The organism is Lysobacter antibioticus HS124 (genome assembly GCF_000336385.2).
GTDB lineage: Bacteria > Pseudomonadota > Gammaproteobacteria > Xanthomonadales > Xanthomonadaceae > Lysobacter > Lysobacter firmicutimachus.
Genome location: NZ_HG424441.1, coordinates 22,100 through 42,321, shown reverse-complemented (window position 1 = coordinate 42,321; position 20,222 = coordinate 22,100). Strand labels below are relative to the sequence as shown.

Below are 20,222 nucleotides of genomic sequence, written 5' to 3'. Positions count from 1 at the left end.
AAGGAGGCGTGGTGTTTCGTCGTTTGGGTTGTCGCGGCTCACGCCGCTCCTACAGGGGGCAGCGTCGCCGCTCCTGCCAATCCCGAATCCCCAATCCCCAATCCCTAATCCCCACCCTCGGGCAACAACTCGATCGCCATCACCAGCGCGTCCTCGCGGCCGCCGCGGGCCGGGTAGTAGCGCGGGCGGCGGCCGATCTCGTTGAAGCCTTCGCTGTGGTACAGGGCGATCGCGCCGGCGTTGGACGGGCGCACTTCCAGGAATACCCGTTCGGCGCCGCGGCCGCGGGCGATCATCACCAGCGCGCGCAGCAACTTGCGGCCGAACCCCAACCCATGCGCTTCCGGAGCGACGCACACGTTGAGTACGTGCGCCTCGCCGGCGGCGACGCTCATCAAGAAATAGCCGACGATGCGCTCGTCCTCGACCAGCACCCAAGCCGGGTAGTCGGCGCGCAGGCAGTCGCGGAAGATGCCCGGGGTCCACGGGAACTCGTAGGCGCGGATCTCGATCGCGTGGACCGCATCCAAGTCGTCTTCGCGCATCGGCCGCAGCGCGGCCGGGGCCGTGGGACGTTCCAGGTCCGAGGCCAGCGCGATCATCGGCGCGCGCTCCCGCGGCGCAGTGCGCGCAACTGCGGCCACAACGCGCGCTTGGCGCGCGGGTCGCCGCGCAGCGCGGCCGCGTCGAACAAGGCCAGCACCGCCGCATCGCCGGGCGAACGGCGGGCGGCGCGCAGCAGATTGCGCAGCAGCGGGCTGTCGAGCGCCGGCGCGCCGGCGCTCGCCGCCTTGGCCGCCGGCACAGCGACCGCGCCGCCGACCGCCGACGCAGCGGAGGCGCGCGGCTCCATCGGCGGCACGGCCTCGGCGGCGTCGCCGGCCAGGCTCAGCACGCTGTGGCCCATCGCCTGCAGCCACTCGCGCTGCTGCGCGCTCCACAGTCCGCTCATGGCGCGGCGCCCTCGGTCGGGGGCGGCGGCAGGCGGCGCACGCGGCGGTAGATCGCCTGCACGGGACCGGACAGCGCGTAGGGAGCGAAGATCGCCAGCAACACCCGCGGCGGGTCGATCGCGATCGCCACCACCACCGCCACCACCACCAGGATCGCCAGGAACGGCACCCGGTCGTTGCGCGGGCCGCTGCCCTTGAAGCTGACGTAGCGGATCCGGCTGACCATCAGCAGGCCGGCCAGTACGGTCACCGCCAACGCGCCATAACGCAGTTGCTCGCCGGCGAGGTCGAAGCTGTGGCAGGTCCAGACGAAACTGGCGACCAGGCCCGCCGCAGCCGGGCTGGCCAGGCCGATGAACCAGCGCTTGTCGACCTGGCCGACCTGGGAATTAAACCGGGCCAGGCGCAACGCGGCGCAGGCGGCGTACAGGAAGGCGCCGACCCAGCCGATCTTGCCGGGGATGACGCCGTCCAGCTTGGTCGATTCCAGCGCCCAGTGGTACATCACCAGCGCCGGCGCCAGGCCGAAGCTGATCAGGTCGGCCAGCGAGTCGTACTGCACGCCGAACTCGCTCTGCGTGTTGGTCAGGCGCGCGACCCGGCCGTCGACGCCGTCGAGGATCGCGGCGATGAAGATCGCCACGCAGGCGTCGTCGAAGCGGCCCTGGGTGGCGGCGATGATCGCGTAGAAGCCGGCGAACATGCCGCCGGTGGTGAAGAGGTTGGGCAGCAGGTAAATGCCGCGTCCGCGGGGGCGGGGCGTGTGATGGGGTTCCATACTGCGAAGTGTAGCGCTTGCCTGCATCCGGACAGGATGCTGCAATCGTAGCTTCCCCCCGCCTCACCGGCGCCTGCCGCCCCGTTCCGCCCGTTGCCCCGGAGCTCCGTCATGTCCCGCCCGACCTGCCCTTCCGCCCGCCGCCCCCTCCCGGCGCTGGGCCTCAGCGCCGCCCTGCTCGTCCTGTTGGCCGCCCCGGTCGCCGCGACCGAGCTGTACCAGTGGAAGGACGCCAAGGGCGTCACTCACTACTCCGATTCGCCGCCGCCCAACCAGGCCGGGGTCAAGAACCGGGTGATCAAGAACCGCTCCGGCACGGCTGCGCAGACCGCCACCGCGGCCGACGCGCCGGCCGCCGAGAACCCGCAGTGCGTGACCGCGCGCGGCAATCTCAAGCAGCTGCAAAGCTCGCGCTCGGTCGGGGTCGACGCCAACAAGGACGGCAAGCCGGACAACGTGCTCGACGCCCAGCAGCGCGCCGCCCAGGTCCAGTTGGCCGAAGCCGCGGTGCGCGCCTACTGCACCCAGCCGGCCGCGGCGCCGGCCGCCGGGTCGCCGGCCACGGGCCGCCCGACCACCAAGCAAGGCGACGCCTGATCGGCGCCCGCTGAGCGCCGGAGCCCGCCCGCAGCGGCTTCGGCGCTCGCCTCCAGGGCGCCCCCGGCGCCCCGCCGGCCCGGTTCGCGAACGAGCCTGGCGCGCCGGCATGGCAAACTGTTCGCTTTCCCCATCCGCGAACCCCTGCCGATGCGCCTGTCGCAGTTCCATCTCCATACCAGCAAGGAAACCCCCGCCGAGGCCGAAATCGTCAGCCACAAGCTGATGCTCAAGGCCGGCATGATCCGCAAGCTCGCCGCCGGCCTGTACACCTGGTCGCCGCTGGGCCTGCGCGTGCTGCGCAAGGTCGAGCGCGCGGTGCGCGAGGAGATGAACGCCGCGGGCGCGATCGAAGTGCTGATGCCGGCGGTGCAGCCCAAGGAGCTGTGGGAAGAGACCGGGCGCTGGGAGAAGTTCGGCGGCCAGTTGCTGAAGATGCAGGACCGCAAGGAAGCCTGGTATTGCTTCGGCCCGACCCATGAAGAGGTCGTCACCGATTTCGCCCGCAACGAGCTGGCCAGCTACAAGCAGCTGCCGGTCAATTTCTACCAGATCCAGACCAAGTTCCGCGACGAGATCCGACCGCGCTTCGGGGTGATGCGCGCGCGCGAGTTCCTGATGAAGGACGCCTACTCCTTCCACGTCACCGACGAGGACCTGGACCGCGAATACCGCAACATGTACGACACCTACGGCCGCATCTTCACCCGCCTGGGGCTGAAGTTCCGCGCCGTGTTCGCCGACACCGGCGCGATCGGCGGCAGCGCCTCGCACGAGTTCCATGTGCTGGCCGATTCGGGCGAGGACGCGATCGCCTTCTCCGACGGCTCGGACTACGCCGCCAACGTCGAACTGGCCGAAGCCGTATCGCCGGGCCCGCGCCCGGCCGCGGCCGAGGCCATGCGCAAGGTCGATACGCCGACCCAGAAGACCTGCGAAGACGTCGCCGCCCTGCTCGGCATCGAGCTGGCGCGCACGGTCAAGTCGGTCGCGATCGTCGGCGCCGACGCCGACGGCCAGCCGCAGTTCGCCCTGGCGCTGGTGCGCGGCGACCACGTCGTCAACGAGATCAAGCTGTCCAAGCTCGCCGGCCTGGCCGAGTACCGCCTGGCCAGCGAGGCCGAGATCCTCGAACACCTCGGCGCCCAGCCGGGCTTCCTCGGCCCGGTCGCGCCGGCCAAGCCGGTGCGGGTGATCGCCGACCGCAGCGTCGCCGCGCTCGCCGACTTCGTGGTCGGCGCCAACGACAACGGCTACCACCTGGCCGGAGTCAACTGGGGCCGCGACCTGGCCGAACCGGACGAAGTGGCCGACATCCGCAACGCCGTCGCCGGCGACCCCTCGCCCGACGGCCGCGGTACGCTCGGCATCGCCCGCGGCATCGAGGTCGGCCATGTGTTCCAGCTCGGCCGCAAATACGCCGAGGCGATGAAGCTCAGCGTGCTCGACGAAACCGGCAAGGCGGCGACGCCGGCCATGGGCTGCTACGGCATCGGCGTGTCGCGGATAGTCGCCGCGGCGATCGAGCAGAACCACGACGACGCCGGCATCGCCTGGCCGGACGCGATGGCGCCGTGGCAGGCGGTGGTGTGCGTGATCAACCCGAAGAACGATGCCGCCGTGGCCGAAGCCGCACAGGCGCTGTACCGCGACCTGCTCGCCGCCGGCGTCGACGCCGCGCTCGACGACCGCGGCCTGCGCCCGGGCGCGATGTTCGCCGACATGGAGCTGATCGGCGTGCCGCACCGGGTGGTGGTGTCCGAACGCGGCCTGGCCGCGGGCAGCTTCGAATACCGCCATCGCAGCGCCGCCGAGGCGGAAAACCTCGATCGCGCCGCGGTGCTGGCGCGCATCGCCGGCCGCTGAGCCGGCCCGGGCGGATTACCCGGCTAAACCGCACGGGTAATCCCGCTGCCGCCGCGCACTGGTAATAGTGTTCGAAAATATGACGGCAGACACGTTTTATCGCCTACCCCGCGCGGCGATTTTCTGCGCCCGCCGCACATCGCGAATCCGCCGCCCGGATAGAATCGCGCCGGGGGCGTCGCGCGGATTATCCGCCGCCGGTCGCGCGAACGCCGGCGCGCCCACGGCACCGTATCGCGTCGGTTTGCGCCGCGTTCCGCTGGCCCCGCACCCCATTGACCATCGCGGCCCGCTTACGTCGCGGCACTAATAGCACAGCACTAATCGTGCCAACCGCCCGCAGAATCGCGAACGAATATATCGCGACCATCGGCACATTTACGCCCGGGGTATGTCCCTCTATTATGCTGGCCGCGCGCCAGGGACTGGCCGTAAACCGACCACACTCCCGGAGGCTCCATGACGATCGATATCTCCTCGTTGTCCGCCAAAGAACTCGAATCCCTGATCAGCCAGGCCAAGAAGCGCAAAACCACGCTCAACAAGCGCAAGCCGGTTGCTGCAGTGCGCAAGAAAATCGCCCAGCTGGTCAAGGCCGAGGGCTACACCATCGAAGAACTGTTCGGCGCCGCGTCCGCACCGCGCGCCGCCAAGGCCGGCCCCAAGGCCGCCAAGCCGGCCGCCGCCGGCGCGCGCAAGGCGCGCAAGCCGCTCGGCAAGGTCGCGCCGAAGTACCGCAATCCGGCCAATACCGGCGAAACCTGGACCGGTCGCGGCAAGCAGCCGCGCTGGCTGGCCGCCTACACCGCCGCGGGCCGCAAGCTCGACGATTTCCTGATCAAGTAACCGGCTTCGGCCGCAGGCGCCGGCAGCCGCCGGCGTTTTCTATTGCGTCGGCGAAAATCGGCCGCACCGCTGCCCGGGGGAGCGGTGCGGCGAATTCGACCCGCCGGGGAATGGGAGCCGGCCGGACTCGGCCGGGGACGCAGGCGGCCGGATCGGCGCCCGGCGGAGCCGGATCAGAGATTGCGCCGGGCCGGCAACAGCAGATTGCCGAATATCAGCCCGGCGATCAGCGCCAACAGGATATTGACCACCGCCAGCACCGCGTCCTGGCCGACGTGGACGTCCTGCTGCTGCAGCATGGTCAGCAGCCCGCGCAGGCTCACGCTGCCGGGCACCAGCAGGATGATGCCGGGCACGCGGATGATCGCGCCGGGCCGGTTGCCCCAGCGCGCATAGGCGTTGCCGAGCGCGGTCATGACCAGGGCGGCGAGGAAGATCCCCGCCGGGTTGCCCCAGGCCAGGCCGCCGAAACGCGAAATCAGATAACCGCCCGCGGCCGCCGCCATCACCTTGGGATAATCGCGGCGATCGGCGCGGAACAAAACCGCGAAGGCATAGGCCGATACCGCCAGGCCGCACCATTCCACCCACGACTCCTGCGGACGCCAGGCCCGCACCACCGGCTCCAACCCGATCAGGTCGGCCAGGTACAGGCCGATCACCGTGCCGACCGCGAGTTTGACCACCGTGGTGACCGCGCCGGCGAAACGCGCGGTGCCCGAGACCAGATGCTGGCTGGTCAGCTCGTTGACCGCGTTGGTCAGCGCCATACCGGGCAGCAGCACGATCAGCGAGGCGATGATCACCGTGTTCTGGTTCAACGGAGCGACGAAATTGGCCGCCAGCACGGTCGCGGCGGCGGCGAACACGCCGGCGATCGCTTCCAGCGCCTCGCGCAGTCGCGGCCGCTGGCCGGAGAAGTCCACCAGCAGGCCGATCATCAGGCCGTTCACCGCGGCCACGCCGATGTCCAGCCAGGGCAGGCGCAGCAGGCTGGCGACCGCGCCGGCGGCCAGGCCGTAGGCGATCACCTGCATCGCCCGCCAGCGCCGGGTGCGCGGCCGGTCCAACGCCTCCAGGGCGGCATGCCCGGCGGCCAGGTCGAGCCGGCCGGCCATCACCTCCTCGGCGATGCGGTCGGTTTCGCTGAGCCGGTACAGATCGTTCTCGCCCGGCGGCAGCCGGATGACCCGGGTGGTGTCGCTGTCGCCCAGCGGTCGTTGCGGGTCGCTGAAGGTCAGGATCAACCCGGTCGGATTGGACCAGGGCTCGCATTCCAGGCGCAGCTTCTGCGCCACCGCGGTCACCGCCGCTTCCAGGCGCTGAGCCGTGGTGCCATAGCTGTGCAGGCGCTCGGCCAGCTCGACCACGAAGGCGATGCGGGCTGCGTAGCTGGTGGCGCTGAGCGGATGCGGGGCGGACATAGCCGCGAAGCATCGCATGCGCGCGCGCCGCTGGGCAGACGCCGCGCGCCGCCGGTGCATGCGGCAGTCAGCCGGATGCGGCCGCGCCGGCCCGATCCCGCCGCGCGCGAGCGAGGCGCCGTCGCATAAGCGGCCCCGCACGCCCCCGCATGGACCGCACACCCGACACTCACCTGTCTGCTTCTAGCCTGTATTCTCCCGCCCGAGAGCCTATGACCGCATCGACCTCGCACGCGCCGGAAATCGCCGCCGACGGCCAAGCGCCTTCGCGCCTGCGCCTGTCCGGCTGCTGGACGCTGGAACACGCCCTGCGCATCGGCGACGCGCTCAAGCACGCGCCGGAAGGCGCGACCGAGATCGATGCGCGCGGGGTCGAACGCCTGGATTCGGTCGGCGTGCTGCAGCTGATGCGCTATGCGCGCCGCCGCCAACTCGATTTCGACACCGCGTTCTCCTTCCACGACAGCCACCGCGCCCTGGTCAGCGCGATCGAGGACGTCGCCGACGAGCGGCCGAAGAAGAAGCGCGAGTACGGCTTCCAGGCCGCGCTCGCGCGCCTGGGCTTCGCGGTCACCGACAACTGGAAGGAAGTACTGGCCCTGGTCGCCTTCTTCGGCGAAACCCTGGTCAAGATGCTGCGGCTGTTCAAGAGCCCGGGCCGTTTCCGGCCGACCGCGACCGTGCACCACATGGAGCAGGTCGGCCTCGACGCGGTGCCGCTGATCGCCCTGCTCTGCTACCTGGTCGGCGCGGTGGTGGCCTTCCTCGGCTCGACCATCCTCAAAGACTTCGGCGCCACCATTTTCGTGGTCGAACTGGTCAGCATCTCCTTCCTGCGCGAGTTCGGCGTGCTGTTGACCGCGATCGTGCTGGCAGGCCGCACCGCCAGCGCCTTCACCGCGCAGATCGGCGCGATGGTCAGCCGCGAAGAGGTCGATGCGATCCGCACCCTGGGCATGGACCCGATCGACCTGCTGGTGATCCCGCGCGTGCTGGCGCTGCTGGTGATGCTGCCGCTGCTCACCTTCATCGCCATGGTCGCCGGCCTGCTGGGCGGCCTCACCGTCGGCGCCTACGGCCTGGACATCCCGCCGCCGCAGTACCTGACGCGCATGCACGACACCATGCAGCTGCGCCATTTCCTGGTCGGCATGTCCAAGGCCCCGGTGTTCGCCCTGCTGATCGGCCTGATCGGCTGCCTGGAGGGCCTGCAGGTCAAGGGCACCGCGCAATCGGTCGGCGAACGCACCACCTCCAGCGTGGTCCAGGCGATCTCGCTGGTGATCGTGCTCGACGCGTTCTTCGCGATCTGGTTCATGGAGATGGGCTGGTGAGGCCGGGATCCGGGATTCGGGATTCGGGATTGGCTAAAGGCCAAAGCCGAGCGCTGCCGTACCCCAACGGAGCACTGCTTTGACCACTCCCCACTCCCCACTCCCCAATCCCGACGTCGGCGCCGAAGGCGACGACGTGATCATCCGCATCCGCGGCCTGGTCAACCAATTCGGCGAACAGCGCGTGCACGACGGGCTGGACCTGGACGTGCGCCGCGGCGAGATCCTCGGCGTGGTCGGCGGCTCGGGCACCGGCAAGTCGGTGATGATGCGCTCCATCCTCGGCCTGCGCCGGCCCGACGCCGGCGAGATCGAGGTACTCGGCATCGACGCGCGCAGCCCCGACCCGCGGCTGCGCCGCGAGATCGAGCGCAATACCGGGGTGCTGTTCCAGGACGGCGCGCTGTTCTCCTCGCTGACCGTCGGCGAAAACGTGCAGGTGCCGCTCAAGGAGTACCACGGCGAACTGCCCGACTCGCTGCGCTACGAACTGGCCCTGCTCAAGGTCAAGCTATCCGGCCTGCCCGCCGATGCGATCGACAAGCTGCCCTCGCAGCTGTCCGGCGGCATGCGCAAGCGCGCCGGCCTGGCGCGCGCACTGGCCCTGGACCCGCCGCTGCTGTTCCTCGACGAGCCCACCGCCGGCCTCGACCCGATCGGCGCCGCCGCCTTCGACCGCCTGATCCGCACCTTGCAGCAGGCGCTGGGCCTGACCGTGTTCCTGATCACCCACGACCTCGACACCCTGTACGCGATCTGCGACCGCATCGCGGTGCTGGCCGACAAGCAGGTCGTCGCCTGCGCGCCGATCGAGGACGTCGAACGGCTCGATCATCCCTGGGTGCAGGAGTACTTCCACGGCCCGCGCGCGCGCGCCGCCCAGGTCACGCGCGCGCGCAACCTCCGCGACGCGGACGCGGCCGGCGCATGAGCGGTTGGCCCCCGGACCCTGCGCAGCTGCCGAGCCTCGCCGCCTGGGGCGTGCTGTGCCTGGCTGCGGCCCTGCTGTGGTGGCCGCGCGCGCATGCGCTCAGCGCGGTCTTGCTCGCCGTCGCGGTCGGCGCCGGTTTCGCGCTTGGCCTGCTCGCGCCGCCGGCACTGGCCGCCTTCGCCCTGCTCGGCCTGGCTGCATGGCTGGTGCGCCCGGCGCGGGCCAAACCGGCGCGGGTCGCCGGCCACGCCCTGTTCGTCGTGGTCGCCTTAGCGCTCGGCCTGCACCTGATGCCGGGTTTCCGCAACCCGCAACTGGCCGACGGCCTGCGCCTGAGCGCGGACGCCGCGCCGATGTCGCTGTACCTCAACTTCGACAAGCCGCTGGCCGGGTTCTGGCTGCTGCTGTGCTGGATCGGCGCCAGCGCGCACGGCAAAGGCGGCGGCGATGTCGCCGCGCCCGCGCATCCGCCATTGGTCGGTCCGGGCTGGGGCGCGGCACTGGGCGCCGGCGCGATCGGTGCCGGCGCCGCCGCTCTCGCCTGCCTGGGCCTGGCTCTGCTGCTGGGCGTGGTCGCCTGGGCGCCGAAATGGCCGGCCTTCGCCCCGCTGTGGGCGGCCAACAACCTGCTGCTGGTGGCGCTGACCGAAGAGGCGATGTTCCGTGGCTATCTGCAGCAGGCATTGCAACAGCGCTGGCGCGCGCTGCGCCACGGCGATGCGCTGGCGATCGTGGTGTCGGCGCTGGCCTTCGGCCTGGTCCATGCCGGCGGCGGCGCGCGCTGGGTGCTGCTGGCGACCCTGGCCGGGCTGGCCTACGGCTGGGCCTACCGCCGCGGCGGTCTGTTCGGCGCGGTTTTGGCTCACTTCGGCCTGAACTTCATTCATTTCACCGCGTTTACCTATCCCATGCTGGCATGATGCCGGCCAAAGCGGCGGCGACGCCCAGTCGTACTGAAGGTGCCTGATGGAAACCAAGGCCAATTACGTCCTGATCGGCGCGTTCACGATTCTCGTGACGCTGTTCCTGTTGCTGTTCGCGTTGTGGGCGGCGAAGTACTCCTCCGAGCGCGGCTGGCGCGAGTACGCGGTGATCTTCAACGAACCGGTGACCGGTCTGTCCGAAGGCAGCAACGTGCAGTACAACGGCATCTCGGTCGGCACCGTGCAGCAGCTGAGCCTGGCGCCGGACGACCCGCGCCGGGTCATCGCCAAGCTGCGCCTGCAGGCCGACGCGCCGATCAAGACCGACACCCGCGCCAAGCTGTCGATGACCGGCATCACCGGCAGCCCGATCATCCAGCTCACCGGCGGAAGCCCGAACAGCCCGGCCCTGGCCGACGCCGAACGCGGCAGCGAGATCCCGATCATCCAGACCGAGGCCTCGGCGCTGCAGAACATCGCCGACACCGCCAACCGCCTGGTCGCGCGCCTGGACCAGGTGCTCAGCGACGACAACGTCGAGCACGTCTCCAAGACCCTGGCCAACATCGAATCGCTGACCGGCTCGATCGCCGACCAGCGCGAAGACCTGCGCGCGCTGATCGCCAACGCGCGCAAATCCAGCGAACAGCTCAGCGCGACCTTGAACACCACCAACCGCGCGGTCGAGACCGTCGACCGCGAGATCGCCGGCAAGTTGCCGGGCATCGTCGCCAAGCTCGACAGCACCCTGACCAAGCTCGATTCGGCCGCCACCGGCGCCAACGGCATCCTCAACGACAACCGCGCCGCGATCAGCAGCTTCGCCAACGACGGCCTGGCCCAGCTCGGCCCGACCCTGGCCGAGCTGCGCGTGCTGGTGCGCGACCTGCGCCGGATCAGCGACCGCCTCGACAGCAACCCGACCCGCTACCTGCTCGGTCGTGACGCCACCAAGGAATTCGAACCGGAGCCGGCCGCCCGATGATCCGCATCCCGACCCTGACCCCACCCGCGCTGCGCGCGTTCGCCGCCGCGCTGGCCGCCGCCGCCCTGCTCGGCGGCTGCTCGATCCTCGACGAAAAGCCGAAGAACCCGACCACCCAGTACGCGCCGGACCCGCGCGTGGCAGCCGACCCGGCCTGGCCGCAGGCCGACTGGCAGTTGTCGGTCACCGCGCCGACCGCAGCGCGCATGATCGACAGCCTGCGCATCGCCGTGCGTCCCAACGGCGACGAGTTCCAGGTCTACAAGGGCGCGGCCTGGGCCAAGCTGCCCAGCGCCATGATAGAAGACGCGCTGCTGCGCACGCTGGAGGACTCCGGCAAGATCGCCGCCGTGGCGCGCCAGGGCAGCGGCATCGGCGCCGACTACAAACTGGTGCTGGACCTGCGCCGCTTCGAATCCGATTACGCCGGCCAGGCCCTGCCGTCGGCGGTGATCGAACTCAACGCCAAGCTGCTGCACAACCCCGACCAGAAAGTGGTCGCGCAGCGCACCTTCCTGCAGTCGACGCCGGCGACGACGACCGAGGTCGGCGATGTCGTCGCCGCGTTCGAGCGCTCGCTGGCCGCGACCACCGGCGAGTTGGCCGGGTGGACACTGGACACCGGCTCGGCGCACGAGAAGAGCCACAAGCGCTGAGGCCGCGCCGTTCCGGGCCGGCGCGACGCGGCCCGCGAAGAGCTCCCCCCCGAAACGCCCGATCGAGAGAGCTTGTAATCGGGTGACCGCCGGCACAGGCCGGGCCCCGGTGCGCTCCTAGACTGCGCAACCTAGAGCGCGCGGCCAGCCTCGCCGCGCGCACCGGAGGCGCCATGTCCGCACCCTCGCCGCACCCCCGTCGCGCCGCTTCGCGGCCCGCCCTGCTCGCCCTCGCGCTGGCCTTCAGCGGCATGGCCGCCCTCGGTCCGACCCGGGCCACCCCGCCCGGCGTGATCGACTACGAAACCGTCGGCGCGACCCCGCTGCGCGCGATCGGCCGCGACCTGCCGGCCCCCACCGCCGAGCAGACCGTGCTGTTCGGCGCCCGGCTGCAAAACCCCCAGCCGGTGGTCTACGACCAGATCGTGTTCGCGGTGCGCGACGGCGGCGGGCGCAATTTCGACCTCGGCCACCAAAGCGGCTACAGCGTCGGCACCAGCGAACGCACCCTCACCGGCAGCGGCCGCTTCCCGCCCGGCCAGTACCGCTATTGGCTGTCGTACTACGCCGGCGGCCGCTGGACCGACCTCGCCCCCGAACGCAGCTTCACGGTCGTCGCCGCGCCCGGCGGCGATCCGGCCGCGACTCGCCCGCTCGGCGCCGGCAACGACTGGGTTTACGCCTTCGGCGACGAGTTCGACGGGACGGCCGTGAACTGGAGCAAATGGGCCGACACCTCTTCGGCCGAGTCCGACCACGGCCACGGCAACCCCGGCAATCAGCAACTGGAGTGGAACCAGGCCGCGAACTGTTCGGTCGCCGGCGGCGCGCTGCGCTTGCTGGCCAAGCGCGAACGCGTGGTATCGCCCTCCGGACGCAGCTACGACTGGACCTCCTGCCTGCTGTCCTCGCACCCGAGCTACAACTTCCGCTACGGCTTCATCGAGGCGCGCATGAAGCTGCCCGCCGCAGCCGGATTCTGGCCGGCGTTCTGGACTTTCCAGGCGCCCGGCGCGCAGCAGTGGAACGAAACCGACGTGTTCGAGTACTACTCCGACAACAAAACCCGGCTGTACTTGAACCAGTACGTGATCCGCAACGGCGCGGAGGCGCTGGACAGCCACGTGCACACGCCCGGCTTCGATCCCAGCGCCGACTACCACGTCTACGGCGCCGACATCGCGCCCGACGCGACCCGCTTCTACATCGACGGACGCCTGGTGCGCACCACCGCCAACGCCAGCCAGATCGAAACCTCGATCCTGGTCGATCAGTTCGTCTACGCCGGCAAGCCGCCGGCGGCGGCGACCCAGTCGGCGATCACCTACGTCGACTACATCCGCGCCTGGCGCAGGCCCTAAGCCGCGTGGCTAGCGCGGCCGGATCGCGCGGAAGGTCAGGTTGATCCGTTCGCCGACCGGCCGCGCCGTGCGCGGCAAGGCGTGGCGGTAATTGGCCTGGGTCGGCCCGGCCATCACCAGCAGGCTGCCGTGGCCGAGTTCCAGCGCGGCCTTGAGGCCGTCGCGGCGGCGGTGCTTGAGCGCGAACCGGCGCGGCGCGCCCAGGCTCAGCGAAGCGATGGTCGGCGCGGGCCCCAGCTCGGGTTCGTCGTCGCTGTGCCAGCCCATCGCGTCGCGGCCGTCGCGGTAGCGGTTGGCCAGCACGCTGTTGAACCTCGCGCCGAGTTCGGCGCTCAAACGGGCGCGCACCGGCAACAACGCCGCCGGCCACGGCCGCGGCTCGAACAGCGCGCCCGAATAGCGGTAGCGCGCCTCGGCGTCGCCGATCCAACTGCTCAGGCGCGGCGAATCGTGCTCGCGCCCGAACAGGCGGATGCGGTGCACTTCCCAGTCGATGCCCTCGCGCAGCGCCGCGAACAACGCGTCGGCGTCCTCGCGCGCCAGCCAATGCGGATCGAAGGCCAGTTCGGCGTCTTCCAGCGGCAGTCGTTGCAAGGGCATGCCGCACGCTAGCACGCGGCCGGCGCGCGCCGCGTTCCGGATCCGGCTCCCGTCCAGCCGCCGCCGACGCGGCCTCCATACGCCGGCCGGAGCCAACGTCCGGGAACGAGCGTGAAACGGCGCTCAACGCGTTTTAAACGCGACGCCCGCCGCAGGGCCGGCACGGCCCCGGCTTGGCGCTGCCGGCGCAAACCCGCGACAATGTCGCATTGCACGCCAGAGTCCCGCCAGCATGAGCGAACAGCCGATCGACACGGTCCAGCCGTCCGACACGCCAGCCATCGAAATCGAACGCGACGTCATGGAATACGACGTCGTCACCGTCGGCGCCGGTCCCGCCGGCCTGTCCTTCGCCATCCGGCTCAAGCAGCTCAATCCCGAGATCTCGGTCTGCGTGATCGAGAAGTCGAGCACCATCGGCGCGCACATCCTGTCCGGCGCGGTCATCGAGACCGGTCCGCTGGATGCGTTGCTGCCGGGCTGGCGCGACAACCCGCCGCCGATCTGCGTGCCGGCGACCGAGGACGAGTTCTGGCTGCTCAGCAAGACCGGCGGACGCAAGCTGCCGGTGCCGCCGGGCATGAACAACCACGGCAACGTCATCGTCAGCCTGGGCGCGATGTGCGCCTGGCTGGCGCCGCAGGCCGAGGCGCTGGGGGTCGAGATCTACCCGGGCTTCGCCGCCGCCGAAACCCTGCACGACGCCGACGGCCGCGTCGCCGGCGTGCGCATCGGCGACATGGGCATCGCCAAGGACGGCAGCCACAAGCCCGGCTTCACCGCCGGCATCGACATCCGCGCCAAGGTCACCGTGTTCGCCGAGGGCGCGCGCGGCCATCTGACCAAGCGCCTGATCAAGCGCTTCAAGCTCGACGCCGACAGCGACCCGCAGGGCTATTCGATCGGCATCAAGGAGCTGTGGCAGGTGCCCGAAGACCGGACGACCCCGGGCAAGATCGTGCACAGCTTCGGCTGGCCGGCCGACAGCCACACCTACGGCGGCAGCTTCCTGTACCACCTGGACAAGGGCCGGATCGCGCTGGGCTACGTCAGCGGCCTGGATTACCGCGATCCCGACTACAAGCCCTGGGAAGCGTTCCAGCAGTGGAAGAACCACCCGATGGTCAAGCCGCTGCTGGACGGCGGCAACATCGTCTCGGCCGGCGCGCGCGCCATCGTCACCGGCGGCTTCCAGTCGCTGCCCAAGCTGGAAATGCCCGGCGCGCTGCTGATCGGCGACACCGCCGGCCTGCTCAACGTGCCCAAGATCAAGGGCACGCATCAGGCGATCCGCAGCGGCATGCTCGCCGCCGAACACCTGGCCGGCTCGCAGCTGTCGCCGCAGGGCTTCGACGCCAAGCTGCGCGGCTCGGAGATCATGAGCGAGCTGAAGAAAGTGCGGAACGTCAAGCCGGGCTTCAAGCGCGGCTTGTGGTTCGGCATGCTCAACGCGGCCTGGGAAACCCTGACCGGCGGCGCCTCGCCGTGGACGCTGAAGAACAAGCCGGACTGGTCCTCGCTGCAGAAACTCGGCGAGGCCGAAAAGCCCAAGCGCGATTACCTGGAGCGCAGCCTGGCCCCGCGCGACCGCCTGGCCGCGGTGTATTTCGCCGCGACCGAGCACGACGAAGACCAGCCGGTGCATCTCAAGGTCGCCGACACCAACGTCTGCGTGACCCGCTGCGCCGAGGAATACGGCAACCCTTGCACCCGCTTCTGCCCCGCCGGCGTGTACGAGATCGTCGAAGAGGCCGGCGCCAAGCGCCTACAGATCAACGCCGCCAACTGCGTGCACTGCAAGACCTGCGACATCAAGGACCCGTACGAGATCATCAACTGGGTCACCCCGGAAGGCGGGTCCGGGCCGAACTACCAGAACCTGTGAGACAACGGCGGCGGTGGCGCGCGTCTGCGTCGGCCGCCGGTCCGGAGATGCGCAAACGGCGCGATCGGATCGATCGCGCCGTTTGCGTTTTCCTAGGCGGCGCAGACCAGGGACGTTCAGGCGGCCAGCAGCGGCACGCCGGTCTTGGCCCGCAGTTCGTCTTCGTTCACCCCCGGCGCGGTCTCGACCAGCACCAGGCCGCGCTCGGTCACGTCCATGACCGCCAGTTCGGTGATGATCCGGTTCACCACGCCCAGGCCGGTCAGCGGCAGCGTGCATTCGGGCAGGATCTTGTGCTCGCCGTTCTTGGCGGTGTGCTCCATCAGCACCACCACGCGTTTGACCCCGGCGACCAGGTCCATCGCCCCGCCCATGCCCTTGACCATCTTGCCGGGCACCATCCAGTTGGCCAGGTCGCCCTTGCCGGTGACCTGCATCGCGCCGAGGATCGCCAGGTCGATATGGCCGCCGCGGATCATCGCGAAACTGTCGTGGCTGCCGAAATAGCTGGCGCCGGGACGCGCGGTGACGGTCTGCTTGCCGGCGTTGATGAGATCGGCGTCGACCTCGTCCTCGCTCGGGAACGGGCCGATGCCGAGCAGGCCGTTCTCGGACTGCAGCCACACGTTCATGCCGTCGGGAATGAAGTTGGCCACCAGGGTCGGCAGGCCGATGCCGAGATTGACGTAAGCGCCGTCGGTGAGTTCCTGCGCGGCGCGCTGCGCCATTTGATCGCGGGTCCAGGACATGGATAGATCTACCTGTATGAGAGGTCGGAGATAAGCTGCGACGGGGACAATCCGAGCTGCGCCGTAAGGCCGTTCGGAGCCGGGCGGCGCGGCGCGCGCAGCGTCAACCGGCGCGGACCGTACGCTGTTCGATGCGCTTTTCGGGCGTGGCGTTGACCACGATGCGGTCGACGTAGATGCCCGGCAGATGCACCTGGTCGGGATCGATCTGGCCGATCTCGACCAGCTCCTCGACTTCGGCGATGCAGACCTTGCCGGCCATCGCGCAGGCCGGATTGAAATTGCGCGCGGTCTTGCGGAACACCAGGTTGCCGGCCTTGTCGGCCTTCCACGCCTTGACCAGCGACACGTCGGCCTTGAGCGCGGTTTCCATCACGTAGTGGTGGCCGTCGAACTCGCGCGTCTCCTTGCCTTCGGCCACCACCGTGCCGTAACCGGTACGGGTGAAGAACGCCGGAATGCCTGCGCCGCCGGCGCGCAGGCGCTCGGCCAGGGTGCCTTGCGGATTGAACTCGAGTTCGAGTTCGCCGGACAGGAACTGGCGTTCGAATTCCTTGTTCTCGCCGACGTAGGACGAAATCATCTTCTTGATCTGGCGTGTTTCCAGCAGCAGGCCGAGGCCGAAACCGTCGACGCCGGCGTTGTTGGAGATCGCGGTCAGGCCCTTGGCGCCGCTGTCGCGCAGCGCGCCGATCAGCGCCTCGGGAATGCCGCACAGGCCGAAGCCGCCGACGGCCAGGGTCTGCCCGTCGGCCACCACGCCCTGCAGGGCGGTCTGCGCGTCGGGGTACAGCTTGCTGTTCGCGCCGCCGTGGGCGGGCGTCGCGGGTGAGGCCTGGGCCATGAGACAACTCCTTTGCGGGATATGCGAAGTTTAGCCTGCCGCCGGCGGCGGACGTAGCGGACTTTCGGGCAATGCCGCGACAATGCCGTTGCCGCCCCCGCCCTTTCGCCGCACCGACGCTAGACTTGCGCCATGAGCCGAATCGCCCTGGTCACCGCCATCGCCGCCCTCGGACAAGATCAGGACCTGCTGCCGCTGCGGCAAGCCTGCGCCGACCTCGGCCTGGCCGCGGACATCCGCGCCTGGGACGATCCCAGCGTGGCCTGGGGCCGATACGACGCCGTATTGCTGCGTTCGCCCTGGGACTACACCCAGCGCCTGGACGAGTTCCTCGACTGGTGCGCGCGCGTCGACGCCGCCACCCGGCTGCTGAACCCGTTGGCGGTGGTGCGCTGGAACAGCGACAAGCACTATCTCGCCGATCTCGCCGCACGCGGCGTGCCGGTCGTGCCCAGCGCCTTCGTCGAACCCGATGCCGATCCGCTGCCGGCGCTGCAGGAGTTTCTCGCCGCGCATGCCGAGTGCGAGGAGTTCGTGGTCAAGCCCGCGGTCAGCGCCGGCTCGCGCGACACCCAGCGCTACGCCCGTTCGCAGGAATTCGCCGCCGCCAACCACGTCGCGCGCCTGCTCGACGACGGCCGCAGCGTGCTGCTGCAGCCGTATCTGGCCTCGGTGGACCGCGACGGCGAGACCGCGCTGATCCACGTCAACGGCGTCTTCAGCCACGCGATCCGCAAGGGCGCGATGCTGCACCGCGACGAGGCCTTGAACCTGCGCGCGACCGAGCGCATCGCCGCGCGCGAACCCGGCGAGGACGAACTCACCGCGGCCCTGCACGCGCTCAGCGCCGCCGGCGCCCGGCTCGATCTGGAAGACCCGCTGCTGTACGCGCGCGTCGACCTGATCCGCGACGGCGACGGCCGCCCGCGATTGCTCGAACTCGAACTGTGCGAGCCCTCGCTGTTTTTCGAACACGCCCCCGGCAGCGCGGCGCGCTTCGCCGAAGCGCTGGCGGAGTTGCTGCAGACCAGCGCTGCATCCTGAGCCGCGGGCGCGTATCGCCCGGCCGTTTGGAGCCCGCAAACGAGAAGACCGGCCGAAGCCGGTCTTCCGTCGAAACTCGCCGCGCCGGTCAGGAACGGCCGTAGACGTCTTCCAGACGGACGATATCGTCCTCGCCCAGATAGCTGCCCGACTGCACCTCGATCAGCTCGACCGGCTGGGTGCCGCGATTGCGCAGGCGATGCACGCTGCCCAGCGGAATATAGGTGCTCTGGTTTTCGCGCAGCTCGAACACCTTGTCGTCGCAGGTCACCTCGGCCACGCCGGATACCACGATCCAATGCTCGGCGCGCTTGTGGTGCTTCTGCAGGCTCAAGGCCGCGCCCGGCTTGACCACGATGCGCTTGACCTGGAAACGGTCGCCCATGTCGATCGAATCGTAGTTGCCCCAGGGGCGGTATACCTTGCGGTGGAACAGATGCTCCTGGCGCCCGGCCTGCTTGAGCTTGTCGACGATGGTCTTGACGTCCTGGACCCGGTCCTTGCGGGCGACCAGGGTAGCGTCCGGCGTATCGACGATCACCAGATCCTCGACGCCGATGGTCGCGATCATGCGCCGGTCCGAAGCGCGCACCAGGCTGTCGCGGGTGTCCACCGAAATCACGTCGCCCTCGTAGCGGTTGCCGTCGTCGTCGCGCTGTGCGACCGACCACAGCGACGACCACGAACCGATATCGCTCCAGCCGCAGCTGACCGGCACCACCGCGGCGTGCTCGGTTTTCTCCATCAACGCGTAATCGATCGAATCGTTGGGACTGGCGGCGAACGCGTCCTTGCCGAGGCGGATGAAATCCAGGTCGGTCTGCGCTTGCGAATAGGCCGCGCGCGCGGCTTCGACGATGGCCGGCGCCAGGCGCGTCAGCTCGTCCAGATAGCGCTGCGCCTTGAACAGGAACATGCCTGAGTTCCAGGCGTAGGTGCCTTCGGCAAGGTAGCGCTCGGCGGTCGCCAGGTCGGGCTTCTCGACGAAGCGCGCCACCCGGTAGCCGGCGCCGTCGAGGGCATCGCCGCGAGCGATGTAGCCATAGCCGGTTTCCGGGTAATCCGGTTCGATGCCGAACGTCACCAGCCAGTCCTGCGCGGCCAGGGTCGAGGCTCGCGCGACCGCCTCGCGGAACGCTTGCACGTCTTCGATCAGGTGATCGGCCGGCAGCACCAGCATGGTCGCATCGGGCTCCTGTGCGACCAAGTGCAGGGCCGCCAGGGCGATCGCCGGCGCGGTGTTGCGCGCGATCGGCTCAAGAATGATCGCGCCGTTGGCGACATCGATTTCCTGCAATTGCTCGCCAACCATAAATCGATGGTCTTCGGCGCACACCGTCACCGGCGCCCCGGCATCCGGCAGCGCGCTCGCGCGCAGGATGGTTTCCTGGAACAGCGAGTGATCGCCGATCAACGTCAGAAATTGCTTGGGCTGGTTCTGGCGCGAAAGCGGCCAAAGCCGCGAACCGCTGCCACCGCTGAGAACGACGGGATGAAGCATCCTGGCTCCAGATTTCGGAACGGAAAGGGCCGCCAAGGATAGCCGAACCTCGTCACGACCGGCTTCACGGCGCCTGACTGGCGGCGGGTCGAGGCTAAAATGGGCGCCTGACTGGGGCGTCCACGCTAGCGCACATGCACAACACATTATTAATGAGCGGCCCGGGCGACAGCCGAGTCGAAGCCACCGCGTTCGGCGCCCAGGCGCTGTCCTGGCATTGCCGCGGCCGCGAACGCCTGTATTTGAGCCCGCGGGCGGACGTTTCTGGCGCGGCGATCCGCGGCGGCGTGCCGGTGATCTTTCCGCAGTTCGCCGCGCGCGGCCCCGGGCCGCGGCACGGCTTCGCGCGCACCCTCACCTGGGAAACCGAGCCCGACCCCGAACGTCTACGCTTTCGCCTGCGCGATCGCGAGGAAACCCGCCGCCACTGGCCCTACCGCTTCGGGGCGGAGCTCGACGTCGAACCCGGCGAGGACCGCCTGCGCATCACCCTGACCGTGCACAACGCCGATGCCGACCCGTTCGAGTTCAGCGCCGCCTTGCATACCTACCTGGCTGTCGGCGACATCGCCGAGACCCAGGTTCACGGCCTGGAAGACCGGCCTTACATCGACTCCGCGCGCGGCGGCGCGCCCTGCCCGCCCAGCGGCGCACCGGTGCGCTTCGGCGGCGAGGTCGACCGCATCTACGCCGACACCCGTCGCCTGCTGCGCGTCACCGACGGCGAGCATATGCTGCGCTTCGAAGCCGAGGGCTTCGCCGACACCGTGGTGTGGAATCCCGGCGCCGAACTGGCCGCAGGCCTGTCCGACTTGGAACCCGACGGGTACCGCCGCTTCGTCTGCGTCGAGGCCGCACAGGTGCTGCAGCCGGTGAGGTTGCAGCCCGGTCAGACCTGGACCGGGGCGCAGATTCTCACAGTCCAATCCAACCGGGGATGCTGAA

The 20,222-nt window shown here is 69.8% G+C and carries 20 protein-coding genes; 12 read left to right on the top strand and 8 right to left on the bottom strand.

What is annotated here, in order from left to right; genetic code table 11:
• Positions 1–104: 104 nt before the first annotated feature.
• The 3 genes from rimI to pssA are packed head-to-tail and all read right to left on the bottom strand — an operon-like array spanning position 105 to position 1,731.
• Positions 105–602, bottom strand: a complete 498-nt coding sequence (rimI, locus tag TX83_RS00365) for a ribosomal protein S18-alanine N-acetyltransferase (RefSeq protein ID WP_064745915.1) — start codon at positions 600–602, stop codon at positions 105–107.
• The gene (locus TX83_RS00360) at positions 599–952 is read right to left on the bottom strand and encodes a hypothetical protein (protein WP_064745914.1); all 354 of its coding nucleotides are present in this window, start codon (positions 950–952) and stop codon (positions 599–601) included. Before TX83_RS00360 ends, rimI begins: the two co-directional genes overlap by 4 nt.
• Positions 949–1,731, bottom strand: coding sequence for a CDP-diacylglycerol--serine O-phosphatidyltransferase (pssA, locus tag TX83_RS00355; RefSeq protein ID WP_064745913.1), 783 nt, complete (start codon positions 1,729–1,731; stop codon positions 949–951). Before pssA ends, TX83_RS00360 begins: the two co-directional genes overlap by 4 nt.
• Positions 1,732–1,842: 111 nt before the next feature.
• Between pssA and TX83_RS00350 the strand changes: the two genes are divergently transcribed.
• The 3 genes from TX83_RS00350 to TX83_RS00340 all read left to right on the top strand — a co-directional run bounded on the left by TX83_RS00350 (position 1,843) and on the right by TX83_RS00340 (position 5,040).
• The gene (locus tag TX83_RS00350; protein ID WP_425605940.1) at positions 1,843–2,328 is read left to right on the top strand and encodes a DUF4124 domain-containing protein; all 486 of its coding nucleotides are present in this window, start codon (positions 1,843–1,845) and stop codon (positions 2,326–2,328) included.
• A gap of 150 nt (positions 2,329–2,478) precedes the next feature.
• Entirely contained in the window at positions 2,479–4,194 is a 1,716-nt protein-coding gene (locus TX83_RS00345) for a proline--tRNA ligase (RefSeq protein WP_064745912.1), read from the top strand.
• Between the two features lie 459 nt (positions 4,195–4,653).
• Positions 4,654–5,040 carry an H-NS family nucleoid-associated regulatory protein gene (locus tag TX83_RS00340; protein WP_064745911.1) on the top strand — a complete coding sequence of 129 codons (387 nt, stop codon included), beginning with the start codon at positions 4,654–4,656 and terminating at the stop codon, positions 5,038–5,040.
• A gap of 173 nt (positions 5,041–5,213) precedes the next feature.
• On the opposite strand, the gene TX83_RS00335 is transcribed toward TX83_RS00340, so the two are convergent.
• Entirely contained in the window at positions 5,214–6,482 is a 1,269-nt protein-coding gene (locus tag TX83_RS00335; RefSeq protein ID WP_425605939.1) for a threonine/serine ThrE exporter family protein, read from the bottom strand.
• A gap of 194 nt (positions 6,483–6,676) precedes the next feature.
• Between TX83_RS00335 and TX83_RS00330 the strand changes: the two genes are divergently transcribed.
• The 6 genes from TX83_RS00330 to TX83_RS00305 all read left to right on the top strand — a co-directional run bounded on the left by TX83_RS00330 (position 6,677) and on the right by TX83_RS00305 (position 12,654).
• Positions 6,677–7,798, top strand: coding sequence for an ABC transporter permease (locus TX83_RS00330; protein WP_064745909.1), 1,122 nt, complete (start codon positions 6,677–6,679; stop codon positions 7,796–7,798).
• A gap of 79 nt (positions 7,799–7,877) precedes the next feature.
• Complete coding sequence (locus tag TX83_RS00325) at positions 7,878–8,729, top strand: ABC transporter ATP-binding protein (protein ID WP_064745908.1); 852 nt, start codon at positions 7,878–7,880, stop codon at positions 8,727–8,729.
• A complete protein-coding gene (locus tag TX83_RS00320; protein WP_079247962.1) occupies positions 8,726–9,649 on the top strand; it encodes a CPBP family intramembrane glutamic endopeptidase in 924 nt (307 codons plus the stop codon). The genes TX83_RS00325 and TX83_RS00320 overlap by 4 nt, the downstream gene beginning before the upstream one ends.
• A 46-nt stretch (positions 9,650–9,695) precedes the next feature.
• Entirely contained in the window at positions 9,696–10,637 is a 942-nt protein-coding gene (locus TX83_RS00315; RefSeq protein ID WP_064745907.1) for an MlaD family protein, read from the top strand.
• Positions 10,634–11,293 (top strand): ABC-type transport auxiliary lipoprotein family protein, encoded by a 660-nt coding sequence (locus TX83_RS00310; RefSeq protein ID WP_079247961.1) that lies wholly within the window; start codon positions 10,634–10,636, stop codon positions 11,291–11,293. The genes TX83_RS00315 and TX83_RS00310 overlap by 4 nt, the downstream gene beginning before the upstream one ends.
• 173 nt (positions 11,294–11,466) lie before the next feature.
• Complete coding sequence (locus TX83_RS00305) at positions 11,467–12,654, top strand: glycoside hydrolase family 16 protein (RefSeq protein WP_064745906.1); 1,188 nt, start codon at positions 11,467–11,469, stop codon at positions 12,652–12,654.
• A 9-nt stretch (positions 12,655–12,663) separates the two neighbouring features.
• Here TX83_RS00305 and TX83_RS00300 read toward each other — a convergent pair whose 3' ends face one another.
• Positions 12,664–13,254: an alpha-ketoglutarate-dependent dioxygenase AlkB family protein gene (locus TX83_RS00300; RefSeq protein ID WP_064745905.1), complete on the bottom strand. Its 591-nt coding sequence runs from the start codon at positions 13,252–13,254 to the stop codon at positions 12,664–12,666.
• Between the two features lie 232 nt (positions 13,255–13,486).
• Here TX83_RS00300 and TX83_RS00295 point away from each other — a divergent pair, with 232 nt between their 5' ends.
• On the top strand, positions 13,487–15,139 hold the full coding sequence (locus tag TX83_RS00295; protein WP_064745904.1) for an electron transfer flavoprotein-ubiquinone oxidoreductase: 1,653 nt from the start codon (positions 13,487–13,489) through the stop codon (positions 15,137–15,139).
• Between the two features lie 116 nt (positions 15,140–15,255).
• On the opposite strand, the gene TX83_RS00290 is transcribed toward TX83_RS00295, so the two are convergent.
• Both TX83_RS00290 and TX83_RS00285 read right to left on the bottom strand, forming a co-directional pair.
• A complete protein-coding gene (locus TX83_RS00290; RefSeq protein WP_064745903.1) occupies positions 15,256–15,888 on the bottom strand; it encodes a CoA transferase subunit B in 633 nt (210 codons plus the stop codon).
• 103 nt (positions 15,889–15,991) lie between these two features.
• A complete protein-coding gene (locus TX83_RS00285; protein ID WP_064745902.1) occupies positions 15,992–16,732 on the bottom strand; it encodes a CoA transferase subunit A in 741 nt (246 codons plus the stop codon).
• 132 nt (positions 16,733–16,864) lie between these two features.
• Between TX83_RS00285 and TX83_RS00280 the strand changes: the two genes are divergently transcribed.
• Positions 16,865–17,776 (top strand): ATP-grasp domain-containing protein, encoded by a 912-nt coding sequence (locus tag TX83_RS00280; RefSeq protein WP_064745901.1) that lies wholly within the window; start codon positions 16,865–16,867, stop codon positions 17,774–17,776.
• Positions 17,777–17,864: 88 nt separating this feature from the next.
• Here TX83_RS00280 and TX83_RS00275 read toward each other — a convergent pair whose 3' ends face one another.
• Positions 17,865–19,277, bottom strand: coding sequence for a mannose-1-phosphate guanylyltransferase/mannose-6-phosphate isomerase (locus TX83_RS00275; RefSeq protein WP_064745900.1), 1,413 nt, complete (start codon positions 19,275–19,277; stop codon positions 17,865–17,867).
• 134 nt (positions 19,278–19,411) lie between these two features.
• Between TX83_RS00275 and TX83_RS00270 the strand changes: the two genes are divergently transcribed.
• Positions 19,412–20,221, top strand: coding sequence for a D-hexose-6-phosphate mutarotase (locus tag TX83_RS00270; protein ID WP_075574904.1), 810 nt, complete (start codon positions 19,412–19,414; stop codon positions 20,219–20,221).
• The last annotated feature ends 1 nt before the right edge of the window (position 20,222 follow it).